At 66.7% G+C, this 24,962-nt stretch carries 23 protein-coding genes; 14 read left to right on the top strand and 9 right to left on the bottom strand.

Going from position 1 to position 24,962, the window contains the following annotated elements:
- Positions 1-47 precede the first annotated feature (47 nt).
- Both BHE01S_RS15925 and BHE01S_RS15920 read right to left on the bottom strand, forming a co-directional pair.
- Entirely contained in the window at positions 48-929 is an 882-nt protein-coding gene (locus BHE01S_RS15925; RefSeq protein ID WP_042265675.1) for an ABC transporter ATP-binding protein, read from the bottom strand.
- A 50-nt stretch (positions 930-979) separates the two neighbouring features.
- A complete protein-coding gene (locus tag BHE01S_RS15920; RefSeq protein ID WP_042265649.1) occupies positions 980-2,113 on the bottom strand; it encodes an MlaE family ABC transporter permease in 1,134 nt (377 codons plus the stop codon).
- 342 nt (positions 2,114-2,455) lie between these two features.
- On the opposite strand from BHE01S_RS15920, the gene BHE01S_RS15915 reads away from it, so the two are divergent.
- The 3 genes from BHE01S_RS15915 (at position 2,456) to BHE01S_RS15905 (ending at position 4,475) form a co-directional block, all read left to right on the top strand.
- On the top strand, positions 2,456-3,367 hold the full coding sequence (locus BHE01S_RS15915; protein WP_042265648.1) for a biotin--[acetyl-CoA-carboxylase] ligase: 912 nt from the start codon (positions 2,456-2,458) through the stop codon (positions 3,365-3,367).
- Positions 3,364-4,164, top strand: a complete 801-nt coding sequence (locus tag BHE01S_RS15910; protein ID WP_042265647.1) for a type III pantothenate kinase — start codon at positions 3,364-3,366, stop codon at positions 4,162-4,164. The genes BHE01S_RS15915 and BHE01S_RS15910 overlap by 4 nt, the downstream gene beginning before the upstream one ends.
- A gap of 71 nt (positions 4,165-4,235) precedes the next feature.
- Entirely contained in the window at positions 4,236-4,475 is a 240-nt protein-coding gene (locus BHE01S_RS15905) for a hypothetical protein (protein ID WP_042265646.1), read from the top strand.
- A gap of 126 nt (positions 4,476-4,601) precedes the next feature.
- Here BHE01S_RS15905 and rfaE2 read toward each other — a convergent pair whose 3' ends face one another.
- The 6 genes from rfaE2 to BHE01S_RS15875 all read right to left on the bottom strand — a co-directional run bounded on the left by rfaE2 (position 4,602) and on the right by BHE01S_RS15875 (position 10,787).
- Complete coding sequence (gene rfaE2, locus BHE01S_RS15900) at positions 4,602-5,093, bottom strand: D-glycero-beta-D-manno-heptose 1-phosphate adenylyltransferase (protein ID WP_042265645.1); 492 nt, start codon at positions 5,091-5,093, stop codon at positions 4,602-4,604.
- Between the two features lie 173 nt (positions 5,094-5,266).
- Positions 5,267-6,136, bottom strand: a complete 870-nt coding sequence (locus BHE01S_RS15895) for a ferritin family protein (RefSeq protein WP_042265644.1) — start codon at positions 6,134-6,136, stop codon at positions 5,267-5,269.
- Between the two features lie 485 nt (positions 6,137-6,621).
- Positions 6,622-7,827: a patatin-like phospholipase family protein gene (locus tag BHE01S_RS15890; RefSeq protein WP_042265643.1), complete on the bottom strand. Its 1,206-nt coding sequence runs from the start codon at positions 7,825-7,827 to the stop codon at positions 6,622-6,624.
- A 107-nt stretch (positions 7,828-7,934) separates the two neighbouring features.
- Positions 7,935-8,690 carry a PhaM family polyhydroxyalkanoate granule multifunctional regulatory protein gene (locus tag BHE01S_RS15885; protein ID WP_042265642.1) on the bottom strand — a complete coding sequence of 252 codons (756 nt, stop codon included), beginning with the start codon at positions 8,688-8,690 and terminating at the stop codon, positions 7,935-7,937.
- Between the two features lie 119 nt (positions 8,691-8,809).
- On the bottom strand, positions 8,810-9,634 hold the full coding sequence (locus tag BHE01S_RS15880) for an enoyl-CoA hydratase/isomerase family protein (RefSeq protein ID WP_042265640.1): 825 nt from the start codon (positions 9,632-9,634) through the stop codon (positions 8,810-8,812).
- A gap of 160 nt (positions 9,635-9,794) precedes the next feature.
- Entirely contained in the window at positions 9,795-10,787 is a 993-nt protein-coding gene (locus BHE01S_RS15875; protein WP_042265639.1) for a fumarylacetoacetate hydrolase family protein, read from the bottom strand.
- A gap of 139 nt (positions 10,788-10,926) precedes the next feature.
- On the opposite strand from BHE01S_RS15875, the gene BHE01S_RS15870 reads away from it, so the two are divergent.
- The 7 genes from BHE01S_RS15870 to BHE01S_RS15840 all read left to right on the top strand — a co-directional run bounded on the left by BHE01S_RS15870 (position 10,927) and on the right by BHE01S_RS15840 (position 19,629).
- Positions 10,927-11,832, top strand: coding sequence for an IclR family transcriptional regulator (locus BHE01S_RS15870; RefSeq protein ID WP_042265638.1), 906 nt, complete (start codon positions 10,927-10,929; stop codon positions 11,830-11,832).
- Between the two features lie 181 nt (positions 11,833-12,013).
- Positions 12,014-13,363: a DUF3108 domain-containing protein gene (locus tag BHE01S_RS15865; RefSeq protein ID WP_407669523.1), complete on the top strand. Its 1,350-nt coding sequence runs from the start codon at positions 12,014-12,016 to the stop codon at positions 13,361-13,363.
- A gap of 468 nt (positions 13,364-13,831) precedes the next feature.
- A complete protein-coding gene (gene pcaD / locus BHE01S_RS15860) occupies positions 13,832-14,620 on the top strand; it encodes a 3-oxoadipate enol-lactonase (RefSeq protein WP_042265637.1) in 789 nt (262 codons plus the stop codon).
- A gap of 188 nt (positions 14,621-14,808) precedes the next feature.
- On the top strand, positions 14,809-15,066 hold the full coding sequence (locus BHE01S_RS15855) for a BTH_I0359 family protein (protein WP_042265636.1): 258 nt from the start codon (positions 14,809-14,811) through the stop codon (positions 15,064-15,066).
- A 212-nt stretch (positions 15,067-15,278) separates the two neighbouring features.
- A complete protein-coding gene (locus BHE01S_RS15850; RefSeq protein ID WP_042265635.1) occupies positions 15,279-16,370 on the top strand; it encodes a homocysteine S-methyltransferase family protein in 1,092 nt (363 codons plus the stop codon).
- A 76-nt stretch (positions 16,371-16,446) separates the two neighbouring features.
- A complete protein-coding gene (metH, locus tag BHE01S_RS15845; RefSeq protein ID WP_281177757.1) occupies positions 16,447-19,179 on the top strand; it encodes a methionine synthase in 2,733 nt (910 codons plus the stop codon).
- A 246-nt stretch (positions 19,180-19,425) separates the two neighbouring features.
- Positions 19,426-19,629 carry a hypothetical protein gene (locus BHE01S_RS15840; protein ID WP_028201768.1) on the top strand — a complete coding sequence of 68 codons (204 nt, stop codon included), beginning with the start codon at positions 19,426-19,428 and terminating at the stop codon, positions 19,627-19,629.
- A 178-nt stretch (positions 19,630-19,807) separates the two neighbouring features.
- Here the strand turns inward: BHE01S_RS15840 and BHE01S_RS15835 are convergent, their stop codons facing one another.
- The gene (locus BHE01S_RS15835; RefSeq protein ID WP_042265634.1) at positions 19,808-20,134 is read right to left on the bottom strand and encodes a DUF1840 domain-containing protein; all 327 of its coding nucleotides are present in this window, start codon (positions 20,132-20,134) and stop codon (positions 19,808-19,810) included.
- Between the two features lie 357 nt (positions 20,135-20,491).
- On the opposite strand from BHE01S_RS15835, the gene argS reads away from it, so the two are divergent.
- The 4 genes from argS (at position 20,492) to BHE01S_RS15815 (ending at position 24,867) form a co-directional block, all read left to right on the top strand.
- The gene (gene argS / locus BHE01S_RS15830) at positions 20,492-22,276 is read left to right on the top strand and encodes an arginine--tRNA ligase (protein WP_042265633.1); all 1,785 of its coding nucleotides are present in this window, start codon (positions 20,492-20,494) and stop codon (positions 22,274-22,276) included.
- A 97-nt stretch (positions 22,277-22,373) separates the two neighbouring features.
- Positions 22,374-23,210: an SPOR domain-containing protein gene (locus BHE01S_RS15825; RefSeq protein WP_042265672.1), complete on the top strand. Its 837-nt coding sequence runs from the start codon at positions 22,374-22,376 to the stop codon at positions 23,208-23,210.
- Between the two features lie 215 nt (positions 23,211-23,425).
- Entirely contained in the window at positions 23,426-24,079 is a 654-nt protein-coding gene (locus tag BHE01S_RS15820) for a thiol:disulfide interchange protein DsbA/DsbL (RefSeq protein WP_042265632.1), read from the top strand.
- 11 nt (positions 24,080-24,090) lie between these two features.
- A complete protein-coding gene (locus tag BHE01S_RS15815) occupies positions 24,091-24,867 on the top strand; it encodes an SDR family oxidoreductase (protein ID WP_042265631.1) in 777 nt (258 codons plus the stop codon).
- Positions 24,868-24,962 lie beyond the last annotated feature (95 nt).

Genomic DNA, 24,962 nt, shown 5'->3' with positions numbered 1-24,962 from the left:
GTCAAGCCGGTTGAGCCGGTCAGGCCGGATAAAGGCGTGCGCGGTGCCTACCACGGCTTGTACCCCACGGCTGCGGGAGCGAGCGCCGCCGCCGGCAGCTTCGCGCGCCGCTCGGGCGGCAGCGCCTGGAGCGCGCGGCGGCCGCGCATGCCCAGAAAGTACTCGCGGATGAACGGATGATCGACGCTCGCCGCCTCCTCCACGGGCGCCGCCACGAGCACCCGGCGCTCGGCCAGCACGGCTACGCGCGTGGAGAGCGCGACCATGGCGTCGAGGTCGTGCGTGACGAGCACGACGGTGAGCCCCAGCGCCCGGTGCAGCGTGCTGATGAGCTCCACCACTTCGTCGGAGGAGCGCGGGTCGAGCCCGGCCGTAGGCTCGTCGAGAAAGAGCAGCTCCGGCTCCAGCACGATCGCGCGCGCGAGGCCCACGCGCTTGATCATGCCGCCCGAGAGCGCGGCCGGCATTTTCGAGGCGTGCTTGCACGGCAGCCCGACCATTTCGAGCTTGAGCATCACGATGTCGCGCAGCAGGGCCGCCGGCACCTTGCCGAGCTCGCGCACGGGCTGGGCGATGTTGTCGAACACCGTGAGCGACGAGAACAGCGCGCCTTGCTGGAACAGCATGCCGGTGCGCGTGCGCATGAGGCGGGCGCGCTCGGCATCGATGGTCGTGATGTTCTCGCCGAACATCTTGATGGTGCCCGAGGTCGGCTTCTCGAGCCCGAGGATCTGGCGCACGAGCGTGGTCTTGCCCGAGCCCGAGCCGCCCACCAGCGTGACGATCTCGCCGCGGCGAATTTCCAGATTCAGGTGCTGATGGACGATGTTGCGCCCGTAGCGCTTCGAGAGGTCGTGAACCTCGATCACCGGCTCGCCGATGGTCGGCAGCGGCAGATCCTGCGCGACCTCCTTGAGCGGCGTGGTGATCGTGCCGGTCGTCTTCGTCTCGATCGTCGTAACCGTCGTGCCAGTCGTGCTCATGAAAGCCCCACGTTCTGGAACAGGATCGCGAACACAGCGTCGGCGAGGATCACGATCGTGATCGACGTGACGACCGACGTGGTCGTGCCCTCGCCGAGGCTCTGCGAATTCGCCTTGATGCGAAAGCCGAAGTGACAGCCCACGATCGCCACCAGCATGCCGAACGCCACTCCTTTGCCGAGGCCGATCCACAGATTGGCGATCGGCACGACGCTGGGCAACGAGCGCATGAACCACGAAATGTCGACGCCCAGCACGATCTTCGCCGCGATCGCGCCGCCTAGCAACGCAATGATGTCGGTCCAGATCACGAGCAGCGGCATGGCGACGCCGAGCGCGATCACGCGCGGCAGGATCAGGCGCAGGCCGTGCGAGATGCCCATCACGCGCATGGCGTCGAGTTCTTCGGTCACGCGCATCACGCCGATCTGCGCCGTGATGGCCGAGCCAGAGCGCCCCGCCACGAGAATCGCCGAGAGCACGGGCCCGAGTTCGCGGATCACGGCGAGGCCGAGGATATTGACGATGTACTGGTTCGCGCCGAAGAGGCGCAATTGCTGCGCCGAGAGGTACGACAGCACGATGCCGATCAGAAACGCCACGAGCGCCGTGATCGGCATCGCGCGCGCGCCGGCGTTGTAGACGTTCGCCGAAATCTCGATCCAGGGCGTGACCCGGGGCTTGCGCACCACCAGCAGCAGATCGAGGATCACGCGCCCGAACATGGCGATGCCGCCGTACAGGTGGTCGAAGAACGAGAAGATCGCGAGGCCGAGCTGCGTGACGGGATCGATGCGCACGACGCGCTCCGCCGGCTCGCGCACGGAGTCGAGCAGGGCGATGCGCTCGAAGATGTCGCGCTGCGTTTGCGTGAGGTCGACGAGGTCGGACGGCAGCTTGTGGCCCCAGACGCGCCAGAGCGCCTGGCCGCCCACATGGTCCATGCGCTCGACGCCCGAGAGGTCCCATTCGCCGACGTGCTCTTCGGCGAGCGCCCGCAGACGGCGCGCGGCGCCGCCCTGGTCGCGGTCGCGCGCGAGCGCGAGCGCTGTCCACTGGCCAGACAGGCGCACGGTCTTGCCGTGGGTGCCGGCCGAGACTTCAAGGCCGGGCGGCGTGTCTTGATTCAAGGATAAGCACTCGACGGACGGGGTGAGCAAACATTGTAGCGAACGCGCCCCGTTTCGTCGGTCCGAAAGCGCACGGCCGGCTCGCGGGGCGCGAGGCGAGCTGTGGACAACACTCTGGATAACTTGTGGACCACCTGTGGGCAGCCTGTGAATTGCCCAAAAATTGGGCAAATCGTGCGGCGACCGGCGGGGCGGTTGCCGGCTTCGGGCGCCCTCGATCCTGTGGACGATTCCGTGGATAACCTGTGCACTGCCTGTGGGTTGTCTGGGGATTGCCCGCATTTCGGGTCGAAACCGGCGCTGCGGGCGGCTACCCGCGCCCCAGCCACTACAATACGAGACATGAATGCGACGCCCCCCACCCCCGATACCCCGAGCGCCGGCGACTGGCGCATCGACCGCAACCGCGCGATCACGCTGTTCGGCCCGGCCGCGCACGACTGGCCCATCGAGATCGTCGAGGAAACCGGCTCGACCAACGCCGACCTCATGGCGCGCCTGAAGGCACTGCCGCAAAAGCGCGACGCGCTCGCGCGCCCGATCGTGCGCGTCGCCTATCTGCAGACGGCCGGCCGGGGCCGGCGTGGCCGCACCTGGGTCGCGCAGCCCGGCGACGCGCTGTTGTTCTCGATCGGCTGCGTGCTGCCGCGCCCGATCGAAGGACTCGCGGGCTTGAGCCTCGCCGTTGGCTCGGCGCTGGTGGACGGCCTGCGCACGCTGCCCGTGGCGGCGCCCGGACAGATCGCGCTCAAATGGCCCAACGACGTGCTGCTCGAAGGCGACAAGCTGGTGGGCATCCTCGTGGAAACCGCCTGGGCCACCGCCGACGCCACCGCAGTCGTGATCGGCATCGGCACGAACGTGCGCGGCGAAGATGCGCTCGCCGCCAGGGTCGAGGCGCTCAACGCCGCGGCCGGCAGCGCGGCGGTCGTGCCCGGCACGACGCCCACGGCGCTCTCGCGCGCGTGGCCGAACGCCAACCTCACCGACACGCTCGCCGCCGAGCTCAACGCGCTCGAAGCCGCGCTGCAACGCTTCGGCGCGGCGGGCTTTGCGCCCTTCCAGGCGCGCTGGAACGCATGCCACGCGTACGCGGGCCGCGAGGTCGCCATCTACGAGCAAGGACGGGAGTTGCTGCGCGGCACGGCGGCCGGCGTGGACGAGCGCGGCCAGTTGCTCGTCGACACGCCGGGCGGGCGCGAGAGCGTCACGGCCGGCGACGTGTCGCTGCGGCTCGCGGACAGCGGCGCATGAGCCGCGGCCCTTTCCTCCTGATCGACGCAGGCAACAGCCGGATCAAATGGGCGCTCGTCGCGCCCGACGGGTCGCGCCTGCACGCGGGAACGATGGATCATGTGCGCGACGACGGCGTGCAAGCCCCGCCCGCCGCCGGCGAAGCCGGAAGCGAAGCATGGGCGACGTTGCCCCGGCCCTGCGGCGCGTGGATCTCGAATGTCGCGGGCGCGGCGGTCGTAGAACGTCTCGACGCGCTGGTGCAAGCGCACTGGCCCGGTCTCCCGCGCACCGTCGTGCGGGCCTGCGCGCAGCAGTGCGGCGTGACGAACCGCTATACCACGCCCGGCGCGCTCGGCAGCGACCGCTGGGCTGGCATGATCGGCGCGCACGCGGCGTATCCGGACGAGCCGCTCCTGATCGCGACATTCGGCACCGCCACCACGCTCGAAGCGCTGCGCGCCGACGGCACGTTCGTGGGCGGCATGATCGCGCCGGGCTTCACGCTCATGATGCGCTCGCTCGGCGAGCACACCGCGCAACTGCCCGTGGTCGCCGGCGGCGTGGCGAATGCTGGCAACCCGGGCATGGCCTTCGCCACCGACACGCAGCGCTCGATCTCGGCGGGTTGTGCGCTCGCGCAGGCCGCGCTCGTCGAGCGCGCGTGGGCCGATTTGCAGGACGCGTGGAGAATGCCGGTGCGGCTCGTCGTGAGCGGCGGCGCAGCGGCCGAAGTGACAGCGGCGCTCAAGGTACCGCATACTCGCCACGATGCACTGGTTCTGTCGGGGCTGGCGCTCATTGCGGCGCAGTCCTGAGGCGTGCGACCCACACGCCGCCCTCATCTGGCCCTGAAACTGAACGAAGGATTTCGAAGGAGCTTCACACGATGCTGCGCTGGCTGATCGCCATTCTGATTCTCGCCAACGGGCTGGCCTTTGCGGCCATTGGCGGCGTGTTCGGCCCGACGCCCTCGTCGGGTACGCGCGAAACCCAGCACCTGAACCGGCAGATCCACCCCGAGCGGCTCGTGGTGAAGGCGATCCGACCCTCCGAATCGGCAGACGTGCCGACCGTCGGCGGCCCGGTGGCGGACCCGGCAGTGCAAGCGTCCACCCTGTCGCAATAAGGCAGTAGGCGGCGCGTCAACGACGACCGGCGGCAGGCCGGGCGCGCCCAAGCCTCGGGCACCCCGGCCTGCCGCCGGTTTTGCATCGTCCGCCGCGCGTGCGGACTTGCGGACTTGCGTCCGACCTTACTTCGATCCTTCCTGCGCGCGCACTTTCTGCAGCAGCTTCGTCGTGGAGCGGTCGTGCTCGAAGGCGATCGCAAGCGCCCGCCCGCCCCAGCCGCGCACCAGCGCCGACTCGGGCAGCGCGTCCATATCGTAGTCGCCGCCCTTCACGAGAATGTCTGGACGCAAGGCCCCGATCAACGCGACGGGCGTCGGCTCGCCGAACTGCACGACCCAGTCCACGCTCTCCAGCGCCGCCAGCAGCGCCATGCGGTCGTTCTCGTTGTTGATGGGGCGGTCGTCGCCCTTGCCGAGCATCTTCACCGAAGCGTCACTATTCACGCCGACGATCAGCGTGGCGCCCAGCGCCTTCGCATCGGCGAGATAGGTGACGTGCCCGCGGTGCAGGATGTCGAAAACGCCATTGGTGAACACCACGGGGCCGGGCAGCGAGGCGCGCAGTTGCGCGAGCGCCTCGCGGGTCGTGATCTTGCGTTCGAAGGAAGCGGGCATGGAATGAGGCTCGGATAAGAAAATGGGCGCGGTTCACAGTGTGCACGCCGCGTTGAGCAAACTATCGACACGCGATCCACGCGCCAATGAAAACGGCCCGTCACGCGAGAAGCGCTTCGGGCCGTCCCGGTCGCGGCGCGCCACAAGGCGCGCACGCGAGATGTCCCGGCGCGTCAGGCCGGCTGTTGCGTACCTTGCTCGGCCTGCAGGCGCTGCACCACTTCCTTGCGATAGCGGTTCAGTTCCTGTGCCGTACTGAACGTGCGCTCGAACAGGATCGAGAGGTTGTGCAGAATGCGCTCGATCACCTTCTTTTCCCAGCCGTCGTCGAAGCGGATCTGCTCGTCGAGCCAGCGCTCGAGCCATTCCGGATCGGGCAGGCGCGACTGCACGGTGTCGCGCGGGAACAGCGCCTGGTTCACGTGCAGGTTCGTCGGGTGCAGCGGCTTTTCTGTGCGGCGCGCGGAAGCCATCAGCACGCCGATCTTCGCAAACGCCGCACGCGCGACGTCGCCGAAATTGTTGAGCGCTTTCTTCATGTAGCGCAGATAGGCGCCGCCGTGGCGCGCTTCGTCGCGCGAAATCGTTTCGTAGATGGCCTTGATGACCGGCTCCGTGTGCCATTCGGCGGCGCGGCGGTACCAGTGGTTCAGGCGGATTTCGCCGCAGAAGTGCAGCATGAGCGTTTCGAGAGGCGGCGCCGGATCGAACTCGAAGCGCACGGCGTGCAGCTCTTCTTCGGTCGGCACCATTTCCGGCTTGAAGCGGCGCAGGTATTCCATGAGCACGAGCGAATGCTTTTGCTCCTCGAAGAACCACACGCTCATGAACGCGGAAAAGTCGCTGTCGTGGTGGTTGTCGCGCAGGAACATTTCCGTGGCCGGCAGCGCCGACCATTCGGTGATCGCGTTCATCTTGATGGTCGCGGCCTGCTCATCGGTCAGGAGCGACGCATCGAACTTGTCCCAGGGAATGTCCTTTTCCATGTCCCAACGGACCGATTCGAGCGATTTGTAAAGTTCCGGATAAAGCATCGTGTTCATAGTCCCGCCCCTGATCTGCGCAAAACGCGCGCATGACGAATTTGTAGCGTGCCGCATGCCCGCATACAACGCGGCCGCGCAGGCAAAAAGCATTTAATTTTACGCGGTATCCGGCCCTCTGGACGCAATCGCAGACCGGCGAACGCAACGCGCGTCGCCCCACGACAATCCAGCCAACCGGAATGAAGGCGCCGTCGTGGATTCTGGGTAGCTGTTCCGTTCCTCGAACCCGGCCGCCTGATACCGCTGATCACCACCGATACCCGCGAGGCATGCGAGCCGCCGTCGCGGGCTTACGCGACACAATGCCGCACTCTCGCGCCCCACGTTCGACGTTCTTATGACACACCTTGCTGGCTGATTTTTCATTGGGCAGACATCCCGCCCGTCAAGGCCGTGGAACCCGCGTGGCGAAGCGCCGCGACGCCGCCCGCAACTCCACAAACGACCAGAAAAACCTTACACAATAATAGCATGCCGGTGTTTCAGTTCCGACGCGCCCCAAAATCGTTGCTCGCGCCGCCTGCCGGAGCTTTGAGCCAAGTCAAAAGAACATCACTTTGCGCGAGCGTGTCGCGGTAACCCAGTTCGATCAACTCACGCGTGAATTCACGCTCGAACAGCAAATAACTCGCGAACGCCGCGCCCGAAGCGCGGTTGCCGCCCATCGCGCCCAGCAGCATGCGCACCGAACGCGGCAACTGCTGCAAATGGCGTGCGGCGATCAGCTCGATCCGCTCGCTCGGCGCGATCGCGAGCACCTCGATATGACGCCAGCCGCTTTCCGGCTCCACCGTGTGCGGCAGCTGCAGCACCATGCGGTTCACGTGCTCGATGCGCTCGATATCGGCGCCGAGCGAGTCGAGGAACACGCTCGCGAGCACCTGCTGGCCGATCTGGGCGAGCGTCGGATAGCGGTCGATGTCGGGGCGCGCCGCGGGCACTTCCGGCGTGGGCGCTGCGGCGCCCAGCACGACGATGCGCTGCGCTCCGAAGTGGATGGCGGGCGAAAGCGGCGCAATCTGCCGGATCGAACCGTCGCCGAAGTATTCGTGGCGGCCGTCGAGTTCGAGACGCACGGCGGGGAACACGAACGGAATCGCCGCCGAGGCAAGCAGATGCGCGGGCGTGAGCGCGACCATGCGCGCGGTGCGTTGCGCGCGCCGCCACGCACTGATCGGCTCGCACGCCTGGTAGAACGTGACGTGCCGTCCCGACGAGTAGCTGAGCGCCGTGACGGCGAGCGCGTAGAGCCGCCGCTCGTCGAGCATCTGCTCGATGCGATGGAAATTGAGCGCGTGCGGGAGCATCCGCGCGAGCGGCGTGCTGTCGAACAAGGTGCGCGGCGCGGCGTGCGCGCCTACGCTCGATGCCGCCCAGCCGAACGCGAGCGCGGCGAGCCAGCGCGCGCCCGCAGCCGCGACGCCGGGCCAGTCGGTGCGATAAATCTGGCTTGCGCGCATATCCGACCAGACGCCGACGAGGCGCGCCGCGCCGTGCGCGAACTCGTCGGCGTGGCTCGCGATCGAGGTGGCGTTGATTGCCCCTGCCGAGGTGCCGCAGATCACCGTGAAGGGCATGGCGCGGCGCGCCGGCTCGGCCTCGCTGGCCAGCTCGGCAAGCGCGCGCAAGGCGCCGGCCTGGTAGGCCGCGCGCGCGCCGCCGCCCATCATCACGAGCGCAAGCCGCATGATGCCGACGCTCCCCGAAGTTGTGCCGCTTTTGCCCTGCTGTTGTCCCGCAGTCGCCTTTCCGTTGCGTCCTGCGGGACGCTTCTTCGTAACGCGACGCGCGCGCCTTATTCCGGCTGCGCCGGCGCCTTCTTCGCGCCGCGCGGCGCGCTGCGGCCCGCGCCGCCGCTGTTGCCATTGCCGCTACTGGTATTGCCGCTGCTCCGTCTGGCGGTGCTGCTGCGTTTGGCCCCCGCGGCTTCGGTCTTCGCCTGCGCCTCGCTCACCGCTGCGGCAGCCGCTTGCGCGGCCTGCGCCGCGGCGGCGGGCTGCGCCATCGCGAATTGCGCGAGCTGGTTGAACTGCGCCTGCACAAGATTCCACCACGAACCCGCATCGAAGCCCGCCGGCGCCGACGGCGCGCCCTCGGGCGCGGTGCCCGCGTTCGCGGCCTCGGCTGCCCGCTCGCGCGCGGCGCCCGCTCCCGGCGCTTCGGACTCGGCGTGCGTCGGGGTCATCTGCGCCTGGGCGAACGCGCCGAACGCACGCAGCGTGGAGAGCGTGGCGCGCTGCACTTCGAGTGCCTGGATGGCGGACTGCAACATGCCGAGATTGAGCTTGAGCCATTGCTCGACGGCGCGCAGATCGGTGATGCGCTTGTCGAGCTCCTCGATGTTGGTGAGCGGCGTCATCATGTCTGTCATCATCGAAAGCGGCGGACCGAAGGCTTGCGCCACGCCCGGCTCGCCGCCCGCGAAGTTGCCTGGAAACGCGCTGCCAAACGGCGTGAGGCGCATCATCCCCCACATCTGGTCGAGCATTTCGGCGGGCGGAAAGCCAGGAAAGCCCGGGAACGGCGGCACGGTGCCTGCTGAGTCGGTCATGCGGTACTCCCTCGCTTAGATAGGTGGTCAAATGCGCGCGCGTGGGCGCCGCGAAACGATCTCTTCGATGATAGCGCGCGTCAAACCAGAAATCGGCACAAAGCACGAACCAGAATGCATCAGAACGGATCGCCGCCCGGAAACTGCGGCGCGCGCCGCTCGCGCAGCGACTGCACGCCCTCGCGCACGTCGGGCCCCGCAAAGCCCATGAATTCGAGCGCAAGCGACGTGTCGAAGTTCGGACCCGCCATGCGCAGCCAGTTGTTGAGCGCGTACTTGGTCCAGCGCACCGCGGTCTGCGAACCGTTGGCGAGGCGCTTGCCCACTTCGAACGCCTTCGGCAGCAAATCGTTTTCGTCCACGGCGAGCGAGACGAGGCCGATGCGCTCCGCCTCCTCGCCGCTCACCGGTTCGCACAGCAGCAGGTAGTACTTCGCCTTCGCCATGCCGCACAACAGCGGCCACACGATCGCCGCGTGGTCGCCCGCCGCGACGCCGAGGCGCGTATGGCCATCGATGATGCGCGCCGTTTTCGCGGCAATGGAAATGTCGGCCAGCAGTCCCGCGACGAGTCCCGCGCCCACCGCCGGACCATGCATGGCCGAGACGATCGGCTTGCCGCAGTTGATCACGTTGTAGACGAGGTCGCGCGCCTCGCGCCAAACGCGCGCGCGCACGTCGAAATGGGTGGCCATGTCCTCGACGAGCTGCAGGTCGCCGCCCGCCGAAAAGCCCTTGCCCTCGCCTCGGATCACGGCGACGCGCGCGTCGGGATCGCGGTCCACGTCGCGCCAGATCTCCGCGAGTTCGCGGTGCATGTCGGCGTCGGCGGTCGCCAGCGAACTCTTGTTCGTGCCCTCCCCGCTCATCACGATCTCGACGATGCCGTGCTCGTGCCGCCGCACGCGCAGGGCGTGATAGCGGGCGTAAAAAGGATCGTTCATGGGCGGGCCTCCTTTGCTTCGGATTGCTGATTACGTGATAGCGATGGCAGTGCGGCTCATCAATGCGGCCGATACAGCCCCTCGCAGAAAAAAGGATGTTCGCCAGTGTAGCCGCACGCGTGGCGCGCGGCATCCGGCGAAACCCTTCAGCGCCCGGCTGTCATGGCTCGCCGTGGAGCGGCGCCACAGCCTGGTCGATCGCGCCGAAAATCGACTTGCCCGCTTCGTCGAGCATCTCGATCTTCACGCTGTCGCCGAACTTCATGAATCCGGTGCTCGCCTGTCCGCTTTCGATCATTTCGAGGCAGCGCTTCTCGGCAATGCAGCAGTAGCCGCGCTTCGCGTCCTTGTTCGAGACCGTGCCCGAACCCACGATGGCGCCCGCGCGCAGATTGCGCGTTTTCGCAGCGTGAGCGATCAGCTGGCCAAAGTGGAACACCATGTCCGTGCCGGCGTCGGGCTGGCCGACTTTTTTGCCGTTCCAGTGCACGATCATCGGCAGGTGCACGCGTCCTTCGCGCCAGTGCTCGCCGAGTTCGTCGGGCGTGACCATCACCGGCGCGAACGCGCTGGCCGGCTTGCTCTGGAAAAAGCCGAAGCCCTTCGCGAGTTCCGCGGGAATGAGGTTGCGCAGCGAGACGTCGTTGACGAGCGTGACGAGCCGCACGGCCCGCAGCGCTTCGTCGGGGCTCGCGCCCATCGGCACGTCGCCGGTCACGACGGCCACTTCGGCCTCGAAGTCGATGCCGAATGCCTCGGACGCGCACACGATGTCGTCGCACGGCCCGATGAAGTCGTCGCTGCCGCCCTGATACATGAGCGGGTCGGTCCAGAATTCCGCGGGCATCTCGGCGCCGCGCGCGCGGCGCACGAGTTCGACGTGGTTCACGTACGACGAGCCATCCGCCCATTGGTACGCGCGCGGCAGCGGCGCCATGCAATCGCGCGCGTCGAAGCTGAACGCATTGCGCGCGCGCCCGTAGTTGAGCGCGTCGTACAGCTCGGCAAGCTGCGGCGCATAGAAGCGCCAGTCGTCGAGCACGCGCTGCAGCGTGGGCGCGATCGCGTCGGCGATGGCGGCGCTGCGCAGGTCGCGGGAAACGACGATCAGCTGCCCGTCGCGGGTGCCGTCCTTCAACGTGGCAAGTTTCATGAAATCAGACGTGAGTGACGATAAGGGAAATGTATTCTACGATGGTGAATCGGCGTGCCCCAAGCGGGCGCGCCTCATGCCCTCAGTTGCCGTACAGTTGCCGTACAGCCGCCGTCCGTTTGAACACCACAACGCATCCATGCCGCCAACCGTCCGATCCGCCTCGCCGCGCGCGAGCGCCCCAGACGCCACGAGCGCCCAAGACCGCGCCGACACCCTCGACACCGCCGAAGCTTCGGAAGGCGCTGAAGCCGGGGAAGAAAAACTGCGCTCGGGCATCCAGTCGATCGAAGTGGGTTTTCGCCTGCTCGAAGTGCTCGCGAGCGAGCCGCGCGCGATGATGCTGCGCGACCTCGCGCAGCGCGCGGGCATGAGCCCGGCGAAGGCGCACCGCTATCTCGTGAGCTTCATGCGCCTCGGCGTGGTCGCCCAGGACCCGCTTTCGGGGCGCTACGAACTAGGCGGCTTCGCGTTGCAGCTCGGACTGGCGCGCCTCGCGCGCGTGGACGGCGTCAAGCTCGCGCGGCTCGCGCTCACCGAACTGCGCGACGCGCTCGACATCACCGTGGGCATCGCCGTATGGGGCAACCAGGGGCCGACCGTCGTGCACTGGCTGGAGTCGAGCCACCCCGCGAAAGCGTCGCTCAAGCTCGGCGACGTCATGCCGATGCTCAGTTCCGCCACGGGCCTGTTATTCGCCGCCTACCTGCCGCGCAGCAAGACGGCCCCGATGATCGAGCGTGAACTCGCGGGCGCGCAGCACTACTCGTACGGCTCGACGCCGCGTACGGCGCAGGCGCTCGAACAGGCGCTAGCAGAAGTTCGCGAGCATGGTGCGGCCCGCGTGGAAGGCATGTTGCTGCCGACCATCCACGCGTTCTGCACGCCCGTGTTCGACGCGAGCGGCGAACTCGCGCTCGGGCTCATCGCGCTCGGTCACGAAGGCGCATTCGATATCGCCTGGAATGGCGCCGTGGATACCGCGCTGCGCGCGTGCGCCGAAAAACTGTCGTACGAATTGGGGTACAGTCCAACGCCGCGCTGAGGCCCGTGTACAGCAGCCGGCACACATGTGACCCCGCTCGCGCGCGTTTGCCTTTCTGCAAGCACCCGGCGGGTTGTGCCACATTAACGTACGACCGATACCCCGCGAACCGCCGATGTCCACTCCAGCCGCCCCGCGCGAGGCGCGCCGCCTCGACGCAGAATCACGCACGCCGCAGCGCATGCGCGCGTGGCGCTGGGTCGGCGTGTTCGTCGCGGTCACGGCGCTCCATTGGCTGGCGGCCGAATGGTTCGAGCGGCATCACGGCGCGCCGCCGCCTGTTGCGCACGTGCGCGTGCCGGTGCAAGTGGCGCTCCTCAAGCCCGAGCGCATCGAGCGCGAGGCAAAGCCCGCGGGTCCCGCTGCGGCGCCTGCCCATGCCGCGCCCAAACCCGCGCCCAAGCCGCGCGCCGAGCCGCATACGCTGCACGCCGTGACGCCGCCAAAACCGCACCCCAAAGCCCCGGCCGCACCGCCGGATACGCAGGCGGCGTCCGCGCCCGCAGCGGCAACGCCTGCCAGCGAGAGCGCTGGCGCCAGCGGAACGGCTAGCACCGCGCCCGGCAATGGCAAGCAACCCTCGGCCCAAGCCACGCAGGCCTCGCATGGTCTGAAGTTCTCGGTGCCCCCATCGGGCGAACTGCAGTACGACACGTTCTACAACGGCGTGCGCAATCAGCCCGGCACGATCCACTGGACAAGCGACGGGCAACGCTACGAGATGGTCGTGCGGGTGCCCCTGCCTTTCGTCGGCGAGTTCAGCTGGACGAGCAAGGGCCGCGTGGACGCCTTCGGCCTGGCACCCGATCAGTACATCGAAAAGCGCGGCCATCGCCCTTCGGATGTGACGATTTTCAACCGCACCGACAAGCAGATCGTGTTCACGCGCACGCCCAACTCGCTCGCGCTGCCCGATGGCGCGCAGGACCGCTTCAGCATGGTGATGCAGCTCGCGAGCCTCGTGCGCGGCGACCCCGACGCGTACAAGCCGGGCGTCACGCGCGAGTTCTATGTCGCGGACAACGACAGCGGCGAAACGTGGCCCGTCACCACGATCGGCGACGAAACCGTGAGCACGGATCATGGCTACGTCACGGCGCGCCATTTCATGCGGCTGCCGCGCCGCGAGGGCGACAAGCGGCGCATCGACGTGTGGCTCGCGCCCTCGCTCGGCTGGTTGCCCGTGCGCCTCGTGCAAACCGAACCGAACGGCAACCAGTTCGAACTCGTGTGGCGGGGTGCGCTCACGGTGCCGGAGACCTCGAATGCGAGTGCGCCGGCACCCGGCTCCGCAACGCCCGCGACCGCCACGGCGCCCAACGCCGTACCCGACACAACATCGGCGCAATCCGCAACACCGGAAACTGCGCCGGCTTCTGCGCCGGCGGCGTCGCAACCGCAACCGTCGACGCAGCCGGCGCCACCCGCCAATATGCAGACAGAAACGCCAACGGAATCGCCGCCGCAACCGACCACCGGCGACGCGCCACCCTCAGCCGCTTCGCCGGGCCCGGCGCCCGAGCATCCCTGAGCGCGCAAGCGCACGCACCGCTCGATCCGGACGCCCCGCTTCACAACACGAATTCACGAAATAGCGCATACTGGAATCGAGCCACGCGTCAAGGATCGCACCGCATCGCGCGCACCACGAAGGGCCAAAGAACAAGCAGACGAAACACGGCAGCACGACAACGCGCGCAAACAGCGAACCAGGAAACGGCCTGACGAACGGCTCAACGAACGGACCAATAAACGGCCTGGCGAACGGCTCAACGAAGGGACCGGCACGAACAAACCGAAACAACGCTGCATACGACGGACCCAATCGGCACGACACAATAAAGAGCGCAGCAAACAGGGACGCGACACACAAGCTAACGAACATCGCATCGCGCATTGTCTGCGCGCCTCAGGCGCGCGGATTGCTCCACCAGCATCGCGTGCATGCAGTACCTCGCAAACGGCTTGACTCCCAGCCTGGAAGGCGAAGGAGGAACCCATGCAAGTGACTGTCAACGGCATCGATACGCACTATGTCTTCGACGACAGGAGCGGTGGGCCGGCGCTGGCGTTCATTCATCAACTGGGCGGCGACCTTCAGGTGTGGGACACGCTCGCCGGACATTTCCGCCATCGTCACAGCGTGCTGCGCTATGACGTGCGCGGCCACGGCGCGAGCGCCGTCGCGAGCGAGCCGTTCGGCTTCGCCGATCTCGCCGCCGACCTCGATGCGCTTTTCGACGCAACCGGCATCGAGCATGCGCATCTCGTCGGCATGTCGATGGGCGGCATGATCGCGCAGCAGTTCACACTCGACTACCCCGAACGCGTGACGACGCTCACGCTTTGCGATACGGCGAGCCATACGCCGCCACAAGCGCGCGAAACATGGAACGAGCGTGCCGCCACGGCACGCAGCGAGGGTCTCGGGGCGCTCGTCGATGCGACGATGGCCCGCTGGTTCACCGCCGACTTCCGGCACACGCATGCGCCGACTGTCGAGCAAATTTGTGACGTTTTATTACGGACCCCTGCAGAAGGCTATGCGATGGCCTGCGAGGCGTTACGCGATTTCGACGTGCAAAACAGGCTCGCGCAACTGCGCGTGCCGACGCTCGCAGTGGCGGGCCGCCACGACAGCGGCACGCCGATGGCCGTGACGCAGGCCCTTGCAGAAGCGATAGAAGGGTCGCACTTCGTGGTGCTCGATGCCGCCCATCTGGCCCCGGTAGAGGAGTCGCACCGTTTCACCGCGTTGCTCGAAACGTTTCTCAAGCAGTTGGTCTAAGCAGTTCGAAGTAATAGTTCAAAGCAAAAGCATCATGGCAGTGGCAGCAGACGCAGTCGATAAGTGAAGTAAAAAGGGAGAGCAGTCCACATAAGAGGTGATGCGGGACCCACCCCTTGAATTCCAGAACGAACGCTCCATGTACTGACCTGAGAAGGTCAGGGAGCACAGGAAAAAGGAGTGTCGCCATGCAAATGATCTACAACAGTCCCAACTATTGCGTCGTCGAGTTCCCACCGCAGGACGGCCACAGCGCGATGCGCGCAGGCGGCTACGAGATCGTCGACAAGAACGCGCGCCGCGAGATCTTCATCGACGGCGCGATGGCGGCACGTTTTCGCGAAGACGTGCAAAAGCTGATGGACGAGGACCAGTCGCTCGACGAAGTCGACGAATTCCTCGGACAGTTCGACAGCCTCATGCAGCAACCCGTCGTGCTTCACTGACGCTAGCGCACCCCGCGGCACTCAACGCGCAGCGTCCTTCACACGAAACCCCGTCCGGCATGCCGGGCGGGGTTTTCTTTTGGCCGTCCCTTGCGGCTGTCCGGCAGGCGCCGCAGCGGCTGCCCGCGCGCGACGCCCCGCAGCGCGGTGTTGCCGCAGCGGCTACAATGTGGGGTTCCCAGTTCAACCGGCACCACGCCCGCCCGCGATTCATGAACCAGCCCGCAGCCCTTGCCTCGCGCCCCGCCGGGGACGCCAGATACACGCGCGGCGCAGCGCTTCCCGCGCTGCTCGCCTCGCGTATCGTGATCCTCGACGGCGCGATGGGCACGATGATCCAGCGCTACAAGCTCGACGAAGCCGCCTATCGAGGTAAAGGCGGAGGTAACGGCGGCGAACGCTTCAAGGACTACCCGCGCGACATCAAGGGCAACAACGAACTGCTCTCGCTCACGCAGCCGCAGATCATCAGCGAGATTCACGAGCAGTATCTCGCGGCGGGGGCGGACATCATCGAGACCAACACGTTCGGCGCGACCACGGTGGCCCAGGACGATTACGGCATGGGCGACCTCGCCATCGAGATGAACGTCGAGTCGGCGAAGCTCGCGCGCGCCGCGTGCGACAAGTATTCGACGCCGGACAAGCCGCGCTTCGCCGCGGGCGCGATCGGGCCGACGCCGAAAACGGCAAGCATTTCGCCCGACGTGAACGACCCGGGCGCGCGCAACGTGACGTTCGAAGAACTGCGCCGTGCGTACTACGAGCAGGCGAAGGCGCTCATGGAAGGCGGCTGCGACCTGTTCCTCGTCGAGACGATCTTCGACACGCTCAACGCCAAGGCCGCGCTGTTCGCACTCGACCAGCTCTTCGAAGACACGGGCGAGAATCTGCCGATCATGATCTCGGGCACCGTCACCGACGCCTCGGGCCGCATTCTCTCGGGCCAGACCGTCGAAGCGTTCTGGAACTCGCTGCGCCACGCGAGGCCGCTCACGTTCGGCCTGAACTGCGCGCTGGGCGCGGCGCTCATGCGCCCGTACATCGCCGAGCTTGCGAAGCTCTGCGACACCTACGTCTCGTGCTATCCGAATGCGGGCCTGCCCAACCCGATGAGCGACACGGGCTTCGACGAAACGCCCGCCGATACCTCGACACTGCTCAAGGAATTCGCGAGCGCCGGTCTCGTCAACGTGGCGGGCGGCTGCTGCGGCACGACGCCCGAGCACATCGCGGCCATTGCCAGGGCGCTCGCCGGGGTCAAGCCGCGCCGCTGGCCCGGCCAGTATCGCGAAGCCGCCTGAAGCCACCCGAAGCCACCAGAAGCCACCTGAAGGCAGATTCGATCGCGGCTTCCGAGTCCCGCTCCAACCCCATACGATCCGGTCCCACGCCATGACTGACCATACCCTGCGCCTTTCCGGCCTCGAACCCTTCAACGTGACCGAAGGCACGCTGTTCATCAACGTGGGCGAGCGCACCAACGTGACCGGCTCGAAGGCTTTCGCGCGGATGATTCTCAACGGCCAGTTCGACGAGGCGCTCGCGGTTGCGCGCCAGCAGGTCGAAAACGGCGCGCAGGTCATCGACGTCAACATGGACGAAGCCATGCTCGACTCGAAGGCGGCGATGGTGCGCTTCATGAACCTCATCGCCTCCGAGCCCGACATCGCGCGCGTGCCGATCATGATCGACTCGTCGAAGTGGGACGTCATCGAGGCGGGCCTGCAGTGCGTGCAGGGCAAGGCCATCGTCAACTCGATCTCGCTCAAGGAAGGCAAGGAGCAGTTCGTGCATCACGCGAAGCTGATTCGCCGCTATGGCGCGGCGAGCGTGGTGATGGCGTTCGACGAGCAGGGCCAGGCCGACACGTTCACGCGCAAGACCGAGATCTGCAAGCGCTCCTACGACATCCTCGTGAACGAAGTGGGCTTCCCGCCCGAGGACATCATCTTCGACCCGAACATCTTCGCGGTCGCTACGGGCATCGAGGAGCACAACAACTACGCGGTGGACTTCATCGAAGCCACGCGCTGGATCAAGCAGAACCTGCCCTACGCGAAGATCAGCGGCGGCGTGTCGAACGTGTCGTTCTCGTTCCGCGGCAACGACCCGGTGCGCGAGGCGATCCACACTGTGTTCCTCTACCACGCCATTCAGGCGGGTATGGACATGGGCATCGTGAACGCGGGCCAGCTCGGCGTGTACGCCGACCTCGACGCCGAGTTGCGCGAGCGCGTGGAAGACGTCGTGCTCAACCGCCGCGACGATGCCACCGACCGCTTGCTGGAAATCGCCGACAAGTTCAAGACCGGTGCCGCGAAGAAGGAAGAGAACCTCGAGTGGCGCAACCAGTCCGTGGAAAAGCGCCTCGCGCATGCGCTCGTGCACGGCATCACGAACTTCATTGTCGAGGACACCGAAGAAGCGCGCGTAAAGATCATGGGCGCCGGCGGCCGGCCGATCAACGTGATCGAAGGCCCGCTCATGGACGGCATGAACGTCGTCGGCGACCTGTTCGGCCAGGGCAAGATGTTCCTGCCGCAGGTCGTGAAATCGGCGCGCGTGATGAAGCAGGCCGTGGCCCACCTGATTCCGTTCATCGAGGAAGAAAAGCGCCTGCTCGCGGAATCGGGCGCCGACGTGCGCGCGAAGGGCAAGATCGTTATCGCAACGGTGAAGGGCGACGTGCACGACATCGGCAAGAACATCGTGTCGGTGGTGCTCCAGTGCAATAACTTCGAAGTGGTCAACATGGGCGTGATGGTCCCGTGCAACGAGATCCTCGCGAAGGCCAAGGTCGAAGGCGCGGATATCGTCGGCCTCTCGGGGCTCATCACGCCGTCGCTCGAGGAAATGGCTTATGTGGCGAGCGAAATGCAGCGCGACGACTACTTCCGCATCAGGAAGATTCCGCTGCTGATCGGCGGCGCGACCACCTCGCGCGTGCATACGGCCGTGAAGATCGCGCCGCACTACGAAGGTCCGGTCGTGTACGTGCCGGATGCCTCACGTTCGGTTTCGGTGGCGTCGAGCCTGCTTTCGGACGAAGGCGCGGCGAAGTACCTCGACGAACTCAAGGCCGACTACGAGCGCATTCGCGACCAGCACGCCAACAAGAAGGCCACGCCGCTCGTGACGCTCGAAGAAGCGCGCGCGAACAAGACGAAGATCGACTGGGCGAATTTCCAGCCCGTGAAGCCGAAGTTCATCGGCCGCCGCGTGTTCAGGAACTTCGACTTGAACGAGCTCGCGAAGTACATCGACTGGGGGCCGTTCTTCCAGACGTGGGACCTCGCGGGTCCCTATCCGCAGATCCTCAACGACGAGATCGTGGGCGAGTCGGCGCGCCGCGTGTTTTCCGACGCGAAGTCGATGCTTGCACGCCTGATTCAGGGCCGCTGGCTCACGGCCAACGGCGTGATCGCGCTGTTGCCCGCGAACACGGTGAACGACGACGATATCGAGATCTACACCGACGAATCGCGCAGCGAAGTCGCACTCACGTGGCGCAACCTGCGCCAGCAGTCGGTGCGCCCGGTGGTGGACGGCGTCATGCGTCCGAACCGCTCGCTCGCCGACTTCATCGCGCCGAAGGACTCGGGCGTGGCGGACTACATCGGCATGTTCGCGGTGACGGCCGGCATCGGCGTGGACGTGAAGGAAGCGCAGTTCGAGAAGGACCACGACGACTACAGCGCGATCATGCTCAAGGCGCTCGCGGACCGCTTCGCGGAAGCGTTCGCCGAAGCGCTGCACGCACGCGTGCGCCGCGACCTGTGGGGCTACGCGGCCAGCGAAACGCTCGACAACGACGCGCTGATCGCCGAAAAGTACGCGGGCATTCGCCCGGCTCCCGGCTACCCGGCCTGCCCGGATCACCTCGTGAAGCGCGACATGTTCGACTTCCTGCAAGCGGGCGAGGTCGGCATGAGCGTGACGGAGTCGCTTGCCATGCTGCCGGCCGCCAGCGTTTCGGGCTTCTATCTCGCGCACCCGGACAGCACCTATTTCTCGGTGGGCAAGATCGGCCAGGACCAGCTCGCCGACTATGCAAAGCGGATGTCGCTCTCCGACGAGGACGCCCGCCGCGCGCTCGCGCCGCAGCTCTAAGCCGTACGGCGCGCCGCCGCGGGCGGCGCGCTTTCTCGCGTCGGGCTCCCCTGTTGTCGTCGCCCGACATACGCCATCCGGCAAGATGAAGATTACGCGCGCACGATTTTTCGGCTTTGTAAGATGGCCCGGCAAGACCCGGTATCGTCTGCATGACACCCGGCCACATGCGGCAAGGCCGCGCCGGCTTGATCATCAGCCAATCCTTAAAACGCAAAATCGAAGCAACCTCGACGGAGAAATCGTATGAAGAAGCTGATGTTGATGTTGACCGCCTTCGGCGTCGCGGCGCTTGCGCAGCCGTCGTTCGCCCAGCCGGCCGCGCCGGAGCAGGCGAGCCCGGCGACGTCGTATTCGGCGCCCACCGAAAAGCACGTGAAGAAACCGAAGAAAAAGAAGATGAAGAAGTCAGAGGCTTCCGCTGCCGAACCGGCGGCTGCCAGCGAGTAAGGCGAGCCACAGGTGCTCAAAAGCAAAGAGCCCGCAACATTGCGGGCTCTTTGCTTTTGGAGCGTCGATTCAGTCCGGGCAGGCAGCGCGGCCCTCACGGGCTGGATGCTGCGTACCATGGCGACGGCGCGACCCCGCGCCCAGGCGTGTCATACAGGGACGTCATCAGGCACGGAGCTCAAATGCCCCACAAAACGTCGTTGTCTTCCTTCTTCGCGGCGCGCAGCATATCGAGGAACGGAAAGGCGCGTTGCGCGAGGCCGACCGGCAGTTCGTGATGCGCGTGGTCATCTTCGCCTTCGTGAAAGTGGCCTTCCTGCTCGTGGCGCTCCTTCTTGTCCGTAGCGATGGCCGCTTCGAGCTTGGTGATGGCGGCATCGAGTTCGTCATGGGTGATCACGCCGCGCGCGCCGAGCCGCTTGCCGATGATGCCGAGAAGGTATTGTGCGAGGTTCTCCAGCATTGTGACGTCAGGCGCCGCGTGACATTTGAAAGTAACCAGCATGTCTGTTCCCTTTATGATTTTCTGGATCTGCGCGTGACATTCCGGCCTGCGAAGCCAGACAGGCCAAGGCGGTCCATGTCGCGCTACCTCATTTCACATATTAGCACCTGCTAAAATCCGTCAGGACGGAATTACACGCAGGGCGCGGCGCCCGGACGTTCTGGCGTCTGGTACGCCGCCACGCCGCCTGCCGCAACGAGGTCCCCCGTGCATTGCGCATGGCAGGTGGCCCGCCGCGAGGCTGGCGCCCTCACCCGTATCCGGCGGCCGGCGCCGGCAAGCCAGGGGCGATGCCCGTGGTGACGCCCCCAGGCGCCGGCCCCGCATCCCATTACCCGCACAGGACTTGCAACCAGCATGCTGCCCGCACAGAAACACACCCTGGAGACCCTGCTCGCGCAAGCCATAGCCCAGGTGGCGAAGGCCACCGAAGGCGCGAGCGAAGCCGCATTCGTCGTGCCCGCGATCACGCTCGAGCGCCCCAAGGTCGCCGCCCACGGCGACGTCGCCTGCAACGTCGCGATGCAGCTCGCCAAGCCCATGCGCGCGAACCCGCGCCAGCTCGCCCAGCAGATCGTCGACGCCGTGCTCGCCCAGGCAGAGGCCGCAGGCCTCGTCGAGGCGGCCGAAGTGGCCGGCCCCGGCTTCATCAACCTGCGTCTCACCGCGAATGCAAAGCGCGCCGTGATCGGCGCCGTGTTCGAGCAGGGCGAGGCATTCGGCCGTTCGCAGCGCGAAGCCGGCAAGCGCGTGCTCGTCGAGTTCGTCTCGGCCAACCCTACCGGCCCGCTGCACGTGGGCCACGGCCGCCAGGCCGCGCTCGGCGACGCCATCTCGAACGTGCTCGCCTCGCAGGGCTATGACGTGCACCGCGAGTTCTACTACAACGACGCGGGCGTGCAGATCGGCAACCTCGCCCTCTCCACCCAGGCGCGCGCACGCGGCCTCAAGCCCGGCGACGCCGAATGGCCCGAAGCGGCCTACAACGGCGAATACATCGCCGACATCGCGCGCGACTACCTCGCGGGCGAAACCGTCGCGGCCAAGGACGGCGAGCCCGTGACGGGCGAAAAGGACCCTGGGAACCTCGAAGCGATCCGCCGTTTCGCCGTGGCCTATCTGCGCCACGAACAGGATCTCGACCTGCAGGCGTTCGGCGTGAAGTTCGACCGCTACTACCTCGAATCGTCGCTGTACACGGAAGGCCGCGTCGAGAAGACCGTCGAGGCGCTGGTCGCTTCGGGACAGACTTACGAGCAGGAAGGCGCGCTGTGGCTCAAGACCACCGACTACGGCGACGACAAGGACCGCGTGATGCGCAAGTCCGACGGCACCTACACCTACTTCCTGCCCGACGTGGCCTACCACGTCACCAAGTGGGAGCGCGGCTTCACGAAGGTCATCAACATCCAGGGCTCCGATCACCACGGCACCATCGCGCGTGTGCGCGCGGGCCTGCAGGCGCTCGGCATCGGCATTCCGAAGGGCTATCCCGACTACGTGCTGCACAAGATGGTCACGGTGATGCGCGACGGTCAGGAAGTGAAGATCTCCAAGCGCGCGGGCAGCTACGTGACCGTGCGCGACCTGATCGAATGGTCGGGCGGCGCGAACCCGGGCAGCGAAGTCTCGCCCGACCTGCTCGACGAGGCGACAATCCGCCGCGGCCGCGACGCCGTGCGCTTTTTCCTCATCTCGCGCAAGGCCGATACCGAATTCGTGTTCGACATCGACCTCGCGCTGAAGGAAAACGACGAGAACCCGGTGTACTACGTGCAGTACGCGCATGCGCGCATCTCGTCGATTCTCGGCGACTGGCAGGGCAAGTTCGGCGGCGATCCGGCCGCGCTGCCCAAGGTCGATCTCGCGCCGCTTGCCAGCGAGCGCGCGCTCGCGCTCATCGCGAAACTCGGTGAATTCCCCGACATGCTCACGCATGCCGCCGGCGAACTCGCGCCGCACGCGGTGGCGTTCTACCTGCGCGAACTCGCCGCTGAGTTTCACTCGTTCTACAATGCCGAACGCGTTCTCGTCGATGACGTCGCCGAACGCGACGCCCGCGTCGCCCTCCTCGCGGCCACGCGCCGGGTGCTCGCGAACGGCCTGGCCGTGATCGGCGTGTCCGCGCCGGAGCGCATGTAACGAGACGCGCGAGACCCGCGCGCAGCAACGTGTTTGGGGCCGCCGCCTCGCGCGGACGGCCATTCCAGGATTCTCTTGTTTGCAGGTGATTCAGACGATGGCAAAACCGCGCCGCACTACGAAACAGCAGTCGAAGCAGTCCGGGGGAACCTTTCTCGGCATCGTGCTGGGCCTGATCGTCGGCCTTGCGATCGCGGTGGTGGTGGCGCTGTACATCACGCGCGCGCCCACGCCGTTCGTCTCGAAGGTCGCGCCGCCGGCCGCTTCCGACGTCGGCCAGAACAACGAGCAGGTCGACCCGAACCGCGTGCTGCAGGGCAAGTCGCCGGGTCAGCCGGTGCCGCAGGCCGCGCAAAGCACGCCGCCCAATACGGCGCCGGGCCAGACCACGAACCAGTCGCAATCCTCGGGCATGCTCGAAGAGCCGCAGATCGTGGAAGTGCCGCCTTCGGGTTCGAACAGCAACGCCGCCAACAACGGCGTGGCCGTCGCGCCGCAACCGTCGACGGGCGAAAACGTCACGAGCGGCACGGCGATCGCGAGGAAGCCGCAGTCCGCTGGCAATTCGACGAACAACGCGACAACCAACCCGGCGCAGATCCTCGCGAACAACCCGCCGCAGAAGCCCGCCAATGCGGTGCCGACGCCCCCGGCCGCCAAGCCCGGCAGCGTCGCGCCCGCACCCGGCGACGCCAACACCGGCTACTTCCTGCAGGTGGGCGCCTACAAGACGTCGGGCGACGCCGAGCAGCAGCGTGCGCGCCTCGCGTTCCAGGGGTTCGAGTCGAAAGTGACGCAGCGCGACGCCGGCGGCGTGACGTACTATCGCGTGCGCATCGGTCCGTTCACGAAGTTCGACGATATGAACTCGACGCGTCAACGCCTGTCCGACGCCGGTATCGATACAGCGGTCATCCGCTTCACGAAGCAGTAATCGCCGTCCGCGCCGCGCACCGCGCGCCCGCCCACCGAAGCCGCAGCCCAGCGGCGTTCGCGTGAGGCCGGGCCGTGGCGCGCGGCGCGGAGTCCGTCAACCAGCAACACCCGCGCAGCACCCGCACGCGCCAGCTTTGCACAAACTTCGCGCCAACGGCGTCCTGCGGCAGATAGCCGGCCGCCGCCGGTCCAAGAACAGTGGATTCCTACGCCATGAAACGACTTCTCGGTACGCTTTTTCTCTCGCTTTCGCTGATCGCCAGCGTGGCCCACGCCTCGGCCGAGGCGCCCGTGGCCGGCAAGGACTACACGGTCCTGAAGGCGCCCCAGGCGCTCGACGTGCCCGCGGGCAAGATCTCCGTGATCGAGTTCTTCTGGTACGGCTGCCCGCACTGCAACGCGTTCGACCCCTATCTCGAAGCGTGGATCAAGAAACAGGGCCCGGACGTCGTGTTCAAGCGCGTGCCGGTGGCATTCCGTGACGATTTCATCCCGCACTCGAAGATGTACTACGCACTCGACGCGCTCGGCCTCGCCCAGAAGCTCACGCCGGTCGTGTTCCACGAAATCCACGTGAACAAGAACTACCTGCTCACGCCGGAAGACCAGGCGAAGTTCCTCGCCACGCAAGGCGTGGATGCGAAGAAGTACATGGAAGCCTACAACTCGTTCTCGACGCAGAGCGCGTTGCAGCGCGACAAGGCCCTGCTCGATGCCTACAAGATCGACGGCGTGCCGACCATCGCCATCCAGGGCAAATACGAGACCGGCCCGGCCATGGTCCAGGGTCCGGAAGACAAGGCGCTGCCGGGCACGACCCAGGTGATGGACTTCATCATCTCGCAGATCCGCGCGAAGAAGATGTGAGAAACCGCGCCATGCAAGACGCGCCTCTGAAGGTCTTCATCACCGGCGCGTCGAGCGGCATTGGCGCCGCGCTCGCCGCCGAATATGCGCGGCAGGGCGCCGTCCTCGGGCTCGTCGCGCGCCGCGGCGAGGCCCTTGCCGGCTTCCGGCAGTCCCACCCCGACCACCCCGTTTCCATCTATCCCGCCGACGTGCGCGACGCCGATGCGCTCGCCGCCGCCGCGCGCGACTTCATCGCCCGGCATGGCATGCCCGACATCGTGATCGCCAATGCCGGCGTGAGCCGCGGCGTGCTCACGGGCGAAGGCGATCTCGCCACGTTCCGCGACGTGATGGACACCAACTACTTCGGCATGGTCGCCACCTTCGAGCCGTTCGCCTCGGCGATGGCACAGGCAAGGCGCGGCACGCTCGTCGGCATCGCGAGCGTGGCCGGCGTGCGCGGGTTGCCGGGCTCGGGCGCCTACAGCGCGTCGAAGGCCGCGGCGCTCGCCTATCTCGAAGCGCTGCGCGTGGAAATGCGCCCGTTCGGCGTGCCCGTGGTCACCATCGCGCCCGGCTATATCCGCACGCCGATGACGGCGAAGAACCCCTACCGCATGCCCTTCCTGATGGACGCCGACCGGTTCGCCTCGAAGACGGCGCAAGCGATCGCGCGCGGCACGTCGTTCGCGGTGTTCCCCTGGCCGATGCGCGTGGCCGCCACGATGCTGCGCGCGCTGCCGCGCTGGGTCTACGACCGCGTGTTCGAAAAGGCGCCGCGCAAGCCGCGCGCGGCGAGCCACTGAGCCGCCTCTGCTTGCCGCACGGCGCCCCCATGCCATATGGGCATGTCGATTAAATGGTTGTCTCGGCAATTTCCCTTCGATAAGCTTGGCTCGTC

The organism is Paraburkholderia heleia NBRC 101817 (assembly GCF_000739775.1).
Taxonomy (GTDB): domain Bacteria; phylum Pseudomonadota; class Gammaproteobacteria; order Burkholderiales; family Burkholderiaceae; genus Paraburkholderia; species Paraburkholderia heleia.
This window is presented reverse-complemented; position numbering and strand designations above follow the sequence as displayed.